Origin of the sequence: Nitrospina sp. P1_D6, from assembly GCF_052156615.1 — a bacterium.
Taxonomy (GTDB): Bacteria; Nitrospinota; Nitrospinia; order Nitrospinales; family Nitrospinaceae; genus Nitrospina.
On record NZ_JBQKUN010000002.1, the window covers coordinates 422957 to 436054 of the forward strand.

The following is a 13098-nucleotide window of genomic DNA, read 5'->3' on the forward strand; positions in this document are numbered from 1 at the left end:
TTTTGAATATTTTCAAGAATTGGACTTGCGGAATTTTAACCTAATATCAGGTATGCGAGAATTAAAAATTCGGTTACCCAAATATTGTTAAGCTTGAGCTTTCCCGGTTTAGGTATATTTGCCTGGATCAATAAACGCCTGTTTCACATAATGTTGCGGTTGCCACACGGTTCTGAAATAATTGCCGGGCCTGAAGATTCGCGGTATAAATGGAACCGCATGCGAATTTGTTGCCTGTTTGATTAACATCTCCCATTCTCGCCGATCCTTATGACCGACTCCAACGTGGTGTACATCGTCCACGCCATCGACACCGAAGGGCCGCTTTACGAACCGCTCTCCGCCACCTTCGAGCGCCTGCGCGACACCTTCGGCATCGAAATCGATCCCACCCACGCCAACCTGGAGAAGCTGAAGAACAAACAGGTGCCGCTGGACGGGCGCGAGGACGTGGTCGCGGATTTCCTCAATCCCTTCCGCATGAAATACCACGAGACGTGGGCCAGCCTCGAGGCCATGCTGGCGAACATCATGGGCGACAAGTTCCGCCGCGAGCTTCCGGATTCGTTCGGCGGCGGCTGGGTGTACAACTGGCACTGCGTCGATCACGTGGGCTACACCTCCAACCCGCGCCATAAGGACCTCGGATTCCACAACATCTCCGACCGCTACGAGGAGTTCCTCGACAAATACAACAGCCGCGACCGCGACGCCATCGAGTGGCACTTCCACCCCATGTCCACGTACCGGGAGGCCCACCGCTGTGCGACGTCCTACGAAAACTCGCCGCACCTGCACGAGGGACTGTGCCGCAAGATCATCGAACGCCATTTTTTCCCGGTGGTGTTCCGCGCCGGGTTCCACACCGAGCGGCCGGACAGCCACTGGTTCCTCGAGCAGTGGATTCCCTACGACTGCTCCAACATCGCCACCGACAACGCCGAACAGCGCGAAGCGCAGAACGATCTTCGGAACGGACGCTTCGGCGACTGGCGCCGCGCCCCGGCGGACTGGTCCATTTACAATCCGGATTTTTACGATTACCAGAAACCCGGCTCGTGCCGCCGTTACATCGCGCGCTTTTTGAACATCGACAGCCGCGTCGCCCGCATCACGCAGGAGGAAGTGGACAAGGCGTTCCGCCGCGCCGCCGGGGGCGAGCCCACGCTGATGGGCGTGCTCAGCCACGACTACCGCGACATCGCCGTCGAGGTGAACCGGGTGCGCGAGTTGATCGCCGACGCGGCGAAGACGCATCCGCAGGTAAAATTCCAGTACTCCACCGCGCGCGAGGCATTCAAACAGGTAGTGCACAAGGGCCGGCACGAAAAACTTCGGCTCGACGTGAAGCTCGATAAAACCGGAAGCAACTTCCACCTGGAAGTGAGAACGAAGGAAAGCCGGGTGTTCGGTCCGCAGCCGTACCTGGCCATCAAGACCCGGAGCGGCCGCTTCATCCACGACAACTTCGATTTCGGTCTCGACGGCCAAAGCTGGCACTATGTGTTCGATGCCGACAGCGTGCTGAGTTCCGACCTCGATGTCGTGGCCGTCGCCGCCAACAACCGTTTCGGCGACACCTTCCTCGAAACCATTCCGGTCGCACCGTGAGCGCCGACATGGACCGCAGGGAGTACTGGAACCGCAGTTACCTGGAGTACTGGAAACAACGGGTGGAAGAGGCCGACGACCGCGCCGCCGAAAGCAAGGTGATACCCAAAGATCCGGTGACAGGGAGCGACCGGGTGATCCGGGACCTTTTGACGCGTCACCCTTTTCGCAAAGGCAACGTGCTCGAGGTCGGGTGCGCCTGGGGACGCTGGTTCGCTTTCTACCGGGAACACGGACTGGAGGTGCACGGCGTGGACATCTCGACCGCCATGGTCGAGGCGGCGCAAAAGGACTGGCAGGGCAAGGAAGGAATCGGTTCCATAAAAGAAGCCGAGGCCGAGACCCTGCCGTTCGACGACAATGCGTTCGACAATGTCACCTGTCTCGCCGTGTTCGACGCGACTTACCAGCACCGGGCGCTGGCTGAAATGTTCCGCGTCGCCCGGCCCGGCGCGCTCCTCGTGGTGACGGGCAAAGGCGACCGTTATTTTGAAGACGACACCGCGGCCCTGGATGCGGAAGCGGGAGCGCGGCGCAAACAACATCCGAATTTTTTCACCGACATCCCGGCGATGCTGGAACAGGTGACCGCCCAATCGCACAGGCTGCTGTCCGCCTATTACTTTCCGCGGCGCGGGGATTTCGGGCAGAGCCGTTTCGTCACCGATACCGAAGACCCGTTTTACGAATACATGCTGTTTTTTGAAAAAGGGGAGCACCGTTTTTCATTCACTCCGTTCTCCGCGGACCGCTCCCAAACTTTCAGTGCCGTGCGCGGCATCGGCTGAGTCTCCTCGCGCCGGTGCAAACACCGGCCCATCACTTCGGGAACCCGTCATGGACCTGTCCTTAACCCGTCCGGAACTGCTTCAGTTCACCGTCGACCAGCTGAACCATTTCTTTCCCGATCCCCGCCCGGCCCTGCCGGACGAAATGCAGAAGGCCTTCGACCAGTCCCTCGAGCGGCTGGAGCACTGCTTCGCTCATGTACGCAATCCTTATTTCCATAAAGACGGCGCGCCCCGGTTTCATCACCTGAACTCCGACCAGTACGCCATGTACCTGTACACCCTGTCGCGCGTCCTTCACGAAAACGGCGGCGACCCGTCGCTTTGCGAAAAGATTTTCTACCTGAACAAAACCCTGCACGGTCTCGACTGTTTTTTCTCGGTACAACTTCCCGACGTGTTCCTGTTCATGCATCCGCTGGGAACGGTGCTTGGCAGGGCGGAATACGGGAACTACTTTTTCGTCTCGCAGAACTGCACGGTGGGCGACAATTTTGACGGTGAGTACCCGCGGCTGGGGGAAGGCGTGGCGCTGTACGCCGGGGCGTCGGTGATCGGCGCCTGCGACATCGGCGACAACTGCGAGATTGGAGCCGATGCCACCCTTTACAAAAAGAAAGTGGAAAGCGGCAGCAGGGTGTTCGGCAAACATCCCCACAACGCCACCCGCCCTGTTTCCACGGATGTCAAAACCAAACACTTTCGCTGACCCCCGCCATGGCCGCTAAGAAGAAAATCCTCTGCATCGCCTACGGCGGCGGCCACGTGAACATGATCGTTCCCGTCGCCCGTGCCCTCCGTTCCCGGCCGGAGTACAACGTCACCGTGCTGGGGCTCACCACCGCCGGCGCCGTTCTCGAACGGGAGGGCATTCCCCATATCGGCTTCCGCGATCTCGTCCGCGACGGCGACGCCCCGGCTCTGGACATGGGCGAACGGCTGGCGGAAGGCCTCTCCAATCCCGCCGTGCCCCACACAGAGACCGTGGCCTACCTCGGTCTTTCTTACTGGGACCTGGTCCGCAAGCACGGCGAAACCGAAGCGGCGCGGTTGTATGAAGAAAAAAGCCGCCGTGCGTTTTTGCCCACGACGGTGTTCGAACGGTGGTATGGGGAAGTGCAACCCGACCTGGTCGTTGCCACCAACTCACCGCGTGCGGAACGGGCGGCCTTGACGACGGCTTCCGAAATGGGCATCCCTTCGGTGTGCATCGTCGATTCCTTCGCACTCATCGAATACGAATGGATTCGTGAGAACGACTACGCCACCAAAGTCTGCGTGTGGCTCGATTCCATCAAGGACTTCCTGGTGAAAAAAGGCCGGAACGCGGAGGACATTTTGATCACCGGTAACCCGGCCTACGATTTTCTTGCAGGGGAGAATCTCGCACCGCAGGCCGAGGAGCTTCGGAAACGGAAAGGCTGGAATGGACGTAAGGTCATTTTATGGGCCTCCCAGTTCCTTCCTGCGGTGCACCCGCGTACAGGAATACAAGGCGACCCCGATCTGCCACGCAAGGTGGATGCCGCGCTGTTCGATATGCTGGAACGCCACCCTGACTGGCAGCTGGTCCTTCGCCTGCATCCCAGCGAAACGCGCCCGCTCGCATCCCTGCCGGACCGCGCGGAGTTCAGTCCATTGACCGACGACCTCAACGTGCTGTTGAAAGCCACCGATGCGGTGGTCTCGTTCACCTCGACCGTCGGGGTCAAGGGCATGCTGCTGGGCGTCCCGTTCATCACGCTCGATTTTTCCGTGTATGCCGACGACGCGCCGTTTTCTCAACTGGGCCTCGCCCGCGGGGTGAACAAGCTCAACGACCTGGAACCGGTATTGGCGGAAGTACTGGAAGAACTCTGGAAGCCCTCCGTGTCTCTTCCCCATTTCGGACGCGCCACGGAAAACATCATGGATGTCATTGCATCCCTTCTTGACGGAAAAAAGGGTTGATACCCTGATGCGTTCGCATGCCCTCTTCCCCTTCCCCATTGCCTTTCCGTCATTTCGCGTTATTCTAAACATTCATGTTTTTCTGCAGGAAACCACGAACCACGAAAAGTAACAGGAGACCATGCGCGCCCTGATCATCGGCACCGGGTCGATCGGTACCCGGCATGTGGAGAACATCCGCGAACTGTTTCCGGAAACGGAGTTTGTATTTCTGCGGCGGGAAGCGGTGCGCGATGCCCTGGCGGATGCCTGCCAGGCGGAAGTCGTCGCCAATTTTTACGAAACCCTGAAGCCGCGTCCGGATTTCGCCGTGGTCGCCACCCCCTCCGGCCTGCACATGGACGCCATCACCCCACTGGTCGAGGCGGCGATTCCGTTCTACCTGGAAAAGCCCGCCGTCACCAGGCAGTCGGACGTCGATGCCCTGCGCCGCCTGCTGAAGGAAAACAAGTTCAGCGGACCCACGTTTGTCGGTTGCAACCTGCGGTTCCTGGAATCCATCGTGCGCATCCGCGATATTTTGAAAGAAGGTTCGCTGGGTACCGTGGTGCGGGCGCAGTTGACGGTCGGCCAATGGCTCCCGGACTGGCGCAAGGCCCAGGACTACCGGCAGAGTTACAGCGCGCGGAGCGACCTGGGAGGCGGGGTGATATTCGACCTCATTCACGAATTCGATCTGGCGCGCTATTGGTTCGGTGAATTCGAACACGTCACCGGCCATTCCGGGAAATTCAGCATGCTCGATATCGATGCGGAAGACACCGCCACAATTCTGCTCAAAAAGAAAGAAGGTCCGCCGCTGGTGACGATCAACATGGATTACGTGTCCCGCCAGCCCGTGCGGCGGTACGAACTGGTGGGCGACCGCGCGACCCTGGCCTGGGATCTGGGAGAACGGACCCTGAAAAAAATCGGTGCGCGTGAAATCGAGATCATCGATTGCGGCGATTCCGGTTTTGACATGGTTGATTCCTACAGAACGGCGATGCGGCATTTCATCCAGTGCGTCGAGACCCTGCAACCGACCTGCCTGGACGTTGCCGACGGATTGAAAACCACCGAACTGGCCCTCAAAGCCAGGCTGGGAGTGGGCTTGTGACCACCATCGCCACCATCTGCGCCCGCGGCGGTTCCAAAGGGGTGCCCGGAAAAAACATTCGACCCGTCCTCGGCCGGCCGCTGATTGAATACACCATCGAGCAGGCGAAAGCGTGCACGTTGATCGACCGGGTCTACGTGTCCACGGAAGACGAAGAGATCGCCGACGTGGCGCGCCGGGCGGGAGCAGAAGTACCGTTTCTGCGTCCGGCGGAACTCGCCACCGACAATGCGGCCAAGATTCCCGTCATCCAGCACCTGGTGGACGGCGTTTCCAGAATGGGCGTGAACGTTCGCACCATTGTCGATCTCGATCCCACCTCCCCCCTGCGCGAGGTGGCGGACATCGAAGCCTGCATCGCCCTGCTGGATGATGAAACCGATGTGGTCATCACCGGGTACGAGGCGGAAAAAAATCCCTACTTCAATATGGTCGAGCAGCAGGCGGACGGTTATTATAAACTGGTGAAGACCCCCGACGGAGCGCTGGCAACCCGGCAGACCGCCCCGAAAGTGTTTGCCATGAACGCTTCGATTTACGTCTGGCACCGAAACACCTTGTCCAAAGGGTTGTGGGAAGGCCGCGCCCGGCTGCATGCCATGCCGCGCGAAAGATCGATCGACATCGATTCGCCCATCGACCTCAAGCTCGTTGAACTTTTGATGCAGGAAAAACGTGAAACATCCTGATCCCAACTTTTCCCTGGATGGCAAAACGGTTCTTCTTACCGGAGGCGCGGGCATACTGGGAAGCCGGTTTTCGCTGGCCCTGGCCGGGAGGGGAGCCCGCGTGGCGGTGGTGGACCGCGATGCGGAAAAAGCGGACGAGGTGACCGCCGCGGTGAATGCCGTCCATCCGGATGCGGCGCGTGCGTATCCCGCCGACATCACCAACAAGGACGCGCTGGTGTCGCTCAACCACAAGATCGAAGCGGAGTTCGGTCTGGTTAACGTGCTCATCAACAACGCCGCCTTCAAGAGCCCCAACTTCTTCGAGCCCTTCGAGACGTTTCCGCTGGAAGACTGGAACCAGGTGATGGAAGTCAACACCACCGGCGTCATGCTGGGGTGCCAGGTGTTCGGGTCCGCCATGGCCGAACGCGGGAGCGGCAGCATCATCAACACGCTTTCCATATACGGCATCACCGCACCGGACCAGCGCATTTACGAAGGCTCGGAATACGAAGGCCGCGCCATCAACACCCCGGCGGTGTACAGCACCAGCAAGGCAGCGGTGTGGGGCCTCACTAAATACCTCGCCGCCTACTGGGGCGGCAAGGGCGTGCGGGTGAACGCCGTCACCCCCGGCGGCGTGTTCAGCGGGCAAAACGATACGTTCGTTCAGCGCTACAGCCAGAAGGTCCCGATGGAGCGCATGGCCGAGCCGGACGAGATGTGCGGGGCGGTGCTGTTTCTCGCATCGGATGCCTCGTCCTACATGACGGGACAGAACCTGGTGGTCGATGGCGGGTGGACGGTATGGTAGAAAACAAGCGTTGCTTCATCATCGCCGAAGCGGGAGTCAATCACAATGGAGAGGAACGGCTCGCCTTCCAGCTCATCGATGCCGCCGCCGATGCCGGGGCCGATGCTGTCAAATTCCAGACCTTCCGCGCCGACAAGCTGGCCACCCCTTCCGCCAAAACCACCGGCTACCAGAAGCACCTGACCGGCCAGGACAGCCAGTACGAGATGCTCAAAAAACTCGAGCTCTCCACGCAAATGCACCAGCAACTCAAGGCCTACAGCGAAAAACGGAAACTCGAGTTCATGTCCACGCCGTTCGATCATGAATCGGTGGATTTCCTGATGAAGCTCGGCATGAAACGGTTCAAGGTGCCTTCGGGGGAAATCACCAACCTGCCGTTTCTGGAACACATCGCGTCGAAGGGCCTGCCCGTCATCCTGTCCACAGGCATGGCGACACTTGAAGAGGTGCATGACGCAGTGGAAACCATTCGCAGCACCCGCGCCCGTTCGGGATTCCCGGAACCGCTGGCGGAGATGCTCACCATCCTGCACTGCACATCCAACTATCCCGCCGCGTTCTCCGACGTCCACCTGAACGCGATGGTGACGCTGAACGCGGAACTCAGCCTGCCCGTCGGGTATTCCGACCACACCGTGGGCACCCTGCTCGCCCCGGTGGCGGTGAGCATGGGAGCGACCATAATCGAAAAGCATTTCACGCTGGACCGCCATCTGCCCGGACCCGATCACGCCGCGTCGCTGGAGCCGGACGAATTGAAGGAACTCGTACACCACATCCGCTCCATCGAAGAAGCGCTGGGCTCCAAACTCAAACAACCGACCGAATCCGAATTGCCTGTACGCGACGTGGTGCGGAAGAGCGTCACCCTGTCGCGTGCGCTCAAGGCCGGGACCGTCCTCACCCGGGACGACCTGGTGTTGTTGCGGCCGGGCACCGGGATTCCTCCAAGGGACATGAACAAGGTGATCGGTAAAAAACTTCTGCTGGACTGCCCGGCCTTCCACACCCTGTACTGGCCGGACCTCGAGCCATGAGGAAAATTCTCTACGTCACGGGCACCCGCGCCGATTTCGGCCTTCTTCGCTCCACCCTGGAGAGCGTTCATCGCGATCCGGATCTCGACCTCGCGCTGTGCGTCACCGGCATGCACCTGTCCGAACACTATGGCAACACGGTGAAGGAAATCGAGTCCAGCGGCCTGCGCATCGCCGCACGCGTGCCGGTGGCCCTGGATGAAACGTCCGGAGCCAGCATGGCCCGCGCCCTGGGATCGGAACTCATCGGCATGGTCGATGCGTTTGAATTCGAGCGGCCGGATGCGGTGCTGGTGCTGGGCGACCGCGGGGAACAGCTGGCCGGCGCCCTGGCAGCGATCCACCTCAATCTTCCCGTTGTCCACCTGCACGGCGGCGAGCGGTCGGGAACGGTGGACGAACCGGTGCGCCATGCGATTTCCAAACTGGCGCATTACCACTTCGTCGCCACGGAAACGTCTTTCGATAGACTGGTGAAAATGGGGGAACGCAGGGACCGTATCTTCATCACCGGGGCACCCGGACTCGACGGCTTGAAAGAACTGGTCCGGCACACCCGCAAAGACTTGTGCGCGGCGGAAGACCTGGACCCCGCCCAGCCCGTCGCGCTGGTCCTGTTTCACTCCGTCGTTCAGGAAATCGACAGCATGGCCCGGCAGACGGTTCACCTGATGGAAGCGCTGGTGGAAAACGGTGTTCAGGCGGTGATCCTGCTGCCCAACGCCGATGCGGGAGGCAACCATATTCGCGGTGTCATCGAGCAGTACCGCAACCAAAAGGGATTGCGGGTGCGGGTGCACATGCCGCGCGAGGAGTTTGTATCGTGGCTGGCGTGCGCCGACGCCATGGCGGGCAACTCCAGCAGCGGCATCATCGAGGCGGCGAGTTTTGGATTACCGGTGGTGAACATCGGCACCCGGCAGGCGGACCGCGAACGCAATGCCAACGTGATCGACGTCCCCGCCGAAAAAGAAGCGATTTCCGACGGACTCCGCCGCGCGCTGGAATCGGATTTCTCCGTCATCGAAAACGTGTACGGGAAAGGCGACGCCGGCAAACGCATTGTCGAACTGCTCAAAACCATTCCCCTCGATCCCGCCATCCTGCAAAAATCCAACACCTATTAACCTGTCCGGATCAGGAAGAAGCGCTCACCTCCGGGGCGGTGTCCTTCATGGCCGCGCGAACCCCAGGCAAACGGATTCCACTCAGCCACCACAGCAATCCCGCTCCGCCCAACAGACCTGTCACGATGTGCAGGATAACGAGGGTGGGGTACAGGGACCGAAACTCGAATTCCACCGTGTGTTGCCCGGCCGGAACGGACACCGCCTGGAAATTGGGAGACACGCGCGTGATGGGAACTGCGTTGCCGTCCACGGTCGCGGTCCAGCCGGGATGATAATTTTCCATCCGCAGCAGGTAGGCGTCGGAAGGAAGGTCGAGGTCCACCGTGACCCGGTTGGAACCGGGATTGTGACTCTGGATCAGCGTGCCGCCTTTTTCCACCACAGGCTGGCTTGCCTTCACTCCGCTCTCCGCCAGTTGCACGCTGGAGAAAAGGGAAATATGGGCGGCGTCGATCACCAGTTTGAAAAACGGCTGGGTGACCGGTTGCCCCAGCGCGAACGTATAATAGTGATGGGTCTTGTCCGGAACAGCCTCTTCCAGCTTGAGTTCCTGAACAAACTGCCACGAGCGGCCGTTTTCACTTTGCCACACTTCCACGCTCCCGCCTTTCCAGGAACCCAGCCACGGCCAGGATTTGATCTCCAGGCGGTCCGGAGAGAATCCCTCCTCGAGAGAAAATGAAAACCAGACCTGCTGTGTTTTTGCATTCCCCGTTTCCCCGGTCTTCTCCGGCATTCCACTCATGCCGGTGACCTGCATCAACGGCCGGTCCAAATTCAGAATTCTTTTCAAAGCGGGAAGCACCAATGCCTCCGGATCGGCATGGTTTCCGGCGGGAAGCGCGTAGAACAAATTCCCCTCCGCCTGTTTGAGCTCAAGGTTTTTATGATAGAAGGGATTGGCGTAAGCAATCTCTTCATCGAGGAATCGCTGGCGCAACAGGAACCAGGTCAGGTCCTTCTGCAGCCAGAGCATGGTGTCGGGAAACTTGTTCGCCCAGATGGCTTCCTTGTTGTACGTGGATTTCATATATTGCGGGACGGGAATACTCTCTTCCGGCCGGACCTGCCAGGTTGCAGGATACACAATGGGGTCCATCCTGTATTGGCGGGGATAATCGAATTTGCCCCAGAACGGGCTTTGGGGAAGCGGGTGTTTGCGCGTGACGTCGATCAGGTCATACGCGTGAAACGCCAGCAGGACCGCGAGGCACACGACAGGAGCCCCTGCCTTCGGGATCCACCGGCTGGCGGCAAAAAGTATCAGCACCATGCCCGCCAGCATGAATTTCATCTGAAGGTTCCAGGTCCACTCGTCCCAGAAGAGGCCCGCCCAGAACACCGCTCCCAGCATCACCGCCAGGATTTTCCTGAGCGGCGTGGCCCCGCTGCTCTTAAGCGACAGCAAACCCGCCAGCGAAACCGTCAGCAGGAAAAAAGCCGCGAGGCGCGCAAACATGAAGGTGTGCCTCAGGGTGTCCCCCAGCGGCAGGAAACCCCGCAACCATTCCCACAGGGGCAGGCCGAAAATATCCTTCGCGGAAATCACCACCAGAAACAGGGACAGGATCATGAACAGGCGGTTTCCTCCGACAATCAGCGACGCCACCACGGCAATGCAGGGAATCAGGCCGATGTAGTAAGCGCTGTGCAGGTCCGTCATGCTCGTCATGCGTGGATGGATCAACATGCTGTAAGCGTGCCAGGGCACCGACACCCCCTTTTGGTGCGTGTAATCGGTCGTCTTGGCATCGTTGGTGGAATAGCCCCGGGTGGGGGAGGCGTAATCCTGGATCTCGGCGTAATTGAAAAACATCGGGCCGGCCGTCGCGGCCATCAGCAGCAACGCCGGCGGGATCACCCATAGCTGCTTTCGCAGCGTCTGTCCCAAAGAACGCACCTCGGCGCGTACGGACACGTCTTCCCGCAGCCCCGCCGCCAGCCAGGCCGCAAGCAAAAACATCAATAACGTGTATGCCATGTAAGTCGGAATGTAATAGTTGACCGACATCCCCAGGAAAACCGCAAACAGGAGAAGCGGCGGCCAGGTGCGTTCCCGGTAATAATTGATGAGAAAGAACAGCATGTAGGGAAGAAAACTCAGAACGTAAATCACCACGCCCTGTCCGAGTTCCACAAAGAACAAGCCGCCGAACAGCAGGGTTGTCATTCCCAGCAGGCAGACCCAGCTGTCCCGGTACAGCAGCCGGAACAGCAAAAGCGCCCCGGTGCAGATGTTGAGGTGCCCGAACGTCCAGATCAGCTTGAAGTTCTGCGTGGAATCGAACGGCAGGCCCAGCGATTTGAACAACCAGGCGAAAAAAACCGAGGGAAGGGAAGAAAGGACATTGTGGTACAGCGCAAATGGCTGGCCCGCGCCGATAAAAGGGTTCCATCCCAGAGGTTCGCCGCTGTACACCCATTGCTGAATGATGGCCGACCAGCCTTCCAGGTTCCACGCGGTGTCGTGGTAGGTCATCCGGTTTCCGGCCACAATGTCCCAGTGAAGCCACAGGAACAGAATATAAAACGACAGAACGATGGGGGTGAGGCGGCGGGTTTGCGGCCAGGCGAGGACGGGACTCAGCACCATGAACAGGATCACGCCCAGGGCCAGGAAAATTTCAAAATCGGGGGAACTCAAACGGTCTCCTCTTGATTGAAATCCGTATGCGCACCGTTTCTATTAATGTAATGGGGGAATGACAAAATGAAAAGAACTAAGAGGAACGGACTTTTGCAAAGCTGGAACTATGAACTGGATTCCCCGCGGTATTGATCGATGCGGTCGCACACGTGCTCGGCGAAAGGAAAGGCGCAGGTGAATCCGGGAGAGACGGCGTTGAGGATGTGAAGCGAGCGGGCGTCGCCCTCCAGCAGGAAATCCATCACCAGCGAGGGTCCCCGCAGGTCCACCAGTTGCGCCCGGATGCCGGGTGCGCCCCAGGTTTTGTACTGCCCCGGCCGCACACCGCGCGCCATGCGCGCCGCCTGGCGAACCATGTACGGCGCATACTGTTTTTTCATTTCCTCCAGCGCCAGCCGGCGAAAATCGAAATCCGAGTGCAGGGCCAGGCTCAACTGGCGCAGGCAGATGTCCGCCATTTCCCGCAATTTGAAATTTTTGAATCCACCGTAATGTTCCCGCCAGAATGCGGGGATGGCCGTGGGCCCGATCTTGGCGCGTCCGTCCACCGTCACCGTGAAATGAACTCCGAGGAACGGTTGCTTCAAATCCGGCACCGGATAGATGTGAGTTTGAAGCGCGCCTGCCGGTTCGCTGGAATAAAGGTACAATCCCTTGAAAGGCAGGATGCGGTAATGCTGCGAGAACCCGAACTGCTGCGCCACGGAATCCGCATGCAACCCGGCGCTGTTGACGACGTAACCGCACTCGATGGAACCGGTCTCCGTTTTCACCACCCCGTTTCGCCATTCGGCGAAGCCTTCGCCCAGGCGCAATTCGATGCCCGCATCGATCACTTCCCGCTCCAGCGCGTCGACCACTTCCGAAGGGTCGACGGTGGACGTGGTCGGTGAAAACAGGGCGCGTCCGCAGGTGCGCACTCGCGGCTCGATTTTTTTCGCCGCGTCTTCCGTCACCGGCTCCAGCTGAACGCCGTTCTCCCTGGCGCGGCGCAACAACTCGTCCAGGCCTTCCAGTTCGGATTCGTTTTTGGCGACGACCAGCTTGCCGCATTTGCGGATGGCAAGCCCGCGTTCCTCGCAGAATTCGGTCAGGCGGCGGTTGCCGTCGCGGGTGAAGCGGGCCTTCAGGCTGTCGGCGGTGTAATAAAAACCCGCGTGCAGCACCCCGCTGTTGCGGGTACTCGCGTGTGCCCCGCACCGCGTTTCCTTTTCCAGCACGACAACCCGCGCCGCGGGAAACCGCCGCTTCAGTTCGCGCGCCACCGACAGGCCGATGACGCCGCCTCCAATCACCACGTAATCCGCAGTCATGAGTTCCACGCGAAAAAATGAGAAGGGACCGGTTC

11 protein-coding genes are annotated in these 13098 nt (G+C 59.7%); 9 read left to right on the forward strand and 2 right to left on the reverse strand.

What is annotated here, in order from left to right; genetic code table 11:
* Positions 1–270: 270 nt before the first annotated feature.
* The 9 genes from ACTRXA_RS05565 (at position 271) to neuC (ending at position 9100) form a co-directional block, all read left to right on the forward strand.
* The gene (locus tag ACTRXA_RS05565; RefSeq protein ID WP_442426214.1) at positions 271–1611 is read left to right on the forward strand and encodes a hypothetical protein; all 1341 of its coding nucleotides are present in this window, start codon (positions 271–273) and stop codon (positions 1609–1611) included.
* Complete coding sequence (locus tag ACTRXA_RS05570; protein ID WP_442426215.1) at positions 1608–2399, forward strand: class I SAM-dependent methyltransferase; 792 nt, start codon at positions 1608–1610, stop codon at positions 2397–2399. The genes ACTRXA_RS05565 and ACTRXA_RS05570 overlap by 4 nt, the downstream gene beginning before the upstream one ends.
* 49 nt (positions 2400–2448) lie before the next feature.
* Positions 2449–3108, forward strand: coding sequence for a serine acetyltransferase (locus ACTRXA_RS05575; RefSeq protein ID WP_442426216.1), 660 nt, complete (start codon positions 2449–2451; stop codon positions 3106–3108).
* 8 nt (positions 3109–3116) lie between these two features.
* Complete coding sequence (locus ACTRXA_RS05580) at positions 3117–4349, forward strand: hypothetical protein (protein WP_442426217.1); 1233 nt, start codon at positions 3117–3119, stop codon at positions 4347–4349.
* Between the two features lie 121 nt (positions 4350–4470).
* Positions 4471–5448, forward strand: coding sequence for a Gfo/Idh/MocA family protein (locus ACTRXA_RS05585; protein ID WP_442426218.1), 978 nt, complete (start codon positions 4471–4473; stop codon positions 5446–5448).
* Positions 5445–6137 carry an acylneuraminate cytidylyltransferase family protein gene (locus ACTRXA_RS05590; protein WP_442426219.1) on the forward strand — a complete coding sequence of 231 codons (693 nt, stop codon included), beginning with the start codon at positions 5445–5447 and terminating at the stop codon, positions 6135–6137. The genes ACTRXA_RS05585 and ACTRXA_RS05590 overlap by 4 nt, the downstream gene beginning before the upstream one ends.
* Complete coding sequence (locus ACTRXA_RS05595; RefSeq protein ID WP_442426220.1) at positions 6124–6933, forward strand: SDR family oxidoreductase; 810 nt, start codon at positions 6124–6126, stop codon at positions 6931–6933. The genes ACTRXA_RS05590 and ACTRXA_RS05595 overlap by 14 nt, the downstream gene beginning before the upstream one ends.
* A complete protein-coding gene (gene neuB, locus ACTRXA_RS05600; RefSeq protein WP_442426221.1) occupies positions 6927–7973 on the forward strand; it encodes an N-acetylneuraminate synthase in 1047 nt (348 codons plus the stop codon). The genes ACTRXA_RS05595 and neuB overlap by 7 nt, the downstream gene beginning before the upstream one ends.
* Positions 7970–9100, forward strand: a complete 1131-nt coding sequence (gene neuC, locus ACTRXA_RS05605) for a UDP-N-acetylglucosamine 2-epimerase (RefSeq protein WP_442426222.1) — start codon at positions 7970–7972, stop codon at positions 9098–9100. The genes neuB and neuC overlap by 4 nt, the downstream gene beginning before the upstream one ends.
* 10 nt (positions 9101–9110) lie before the next feature.
* Here the strand turns inward: neuC and ACTRXA_RS05610 are convergent, their stop codons facing one another.
* On the reverse strand, positions 9111–11747 hold the full coding sequence (locus tag ACTRXA_RS05610; RefSeq protein WP_442426223.1) for a YfhO family protein: 2637 nt from the start codon (positions 11745–11747) through the stop codon (positions 9111–9113).
* Between the two features lie 107 nt (positions 11748–11854).
* Entirely contained in the window at positions 11855–13063 is a 1209-nt protein-coding gene (gene lhgO / locus ACTRXA_RS05615; RefSeq protein ID WP_442426224.1) for an L-2-hydroxyglutarate oxidase, read from the reverse strand.
* Between the last annotated feature and the right edge of the window lie 35 nt (positions 13064–13098).

Excerpts from the sequence above, each read along its gene's own strand:
- ACTRXA_RS05565 (WP_442426214.1), top strand. The coding sequence starts at position 271 with ATGACCGACTCCAACGTGGTGTACATCGTCCACGCCATCGACACCGAA.
- ACTRXA_RS05575 (WP_442426216.1), top strand. The coding sequence starts at position 2,449 with ATGGACCTGTCCTTAACCCGTCCGGAACTGCTTCAGTTCACCGTCGAC.
- ACTRXA_RS05580 (WP_442426217.1), top strand. The coding sequence starts at position 3,117 with ATGGCCGCTAAGAAGAAAATCCTCTGCATCGCCTACGGCGGCGGCCAC.
- ACTRXA_RS05585 (WP_442426218.1), top strand. The coding sequence starts at position 4,471 with ATGCGCGCCCTGATCATCGGCACCGGGTCGATCGGTACCCGGCATGTG.
- neuB (WP_442426221.1), top strand. The coding sequence starts at position 6,927 with ATGGTAGAAAACAAGCGTTGCTTCATCATCGCCGAAGCGGGAGTCAAT.
- neuC (WP_442426222.1), top strand. The coding sequence starts at position 7,970 with ATGAGGAAAATTCTCTACGTCACGGGCACCCGCGCCGATTTCGGCCTT.
- lhgO (WP_442426224.1), bottom strand. The coding sequence starts at position 13,063 with ATGACTGCGGATTACGTGGTGATTGGAGGCGGCGTCATCGGCCTGTCG.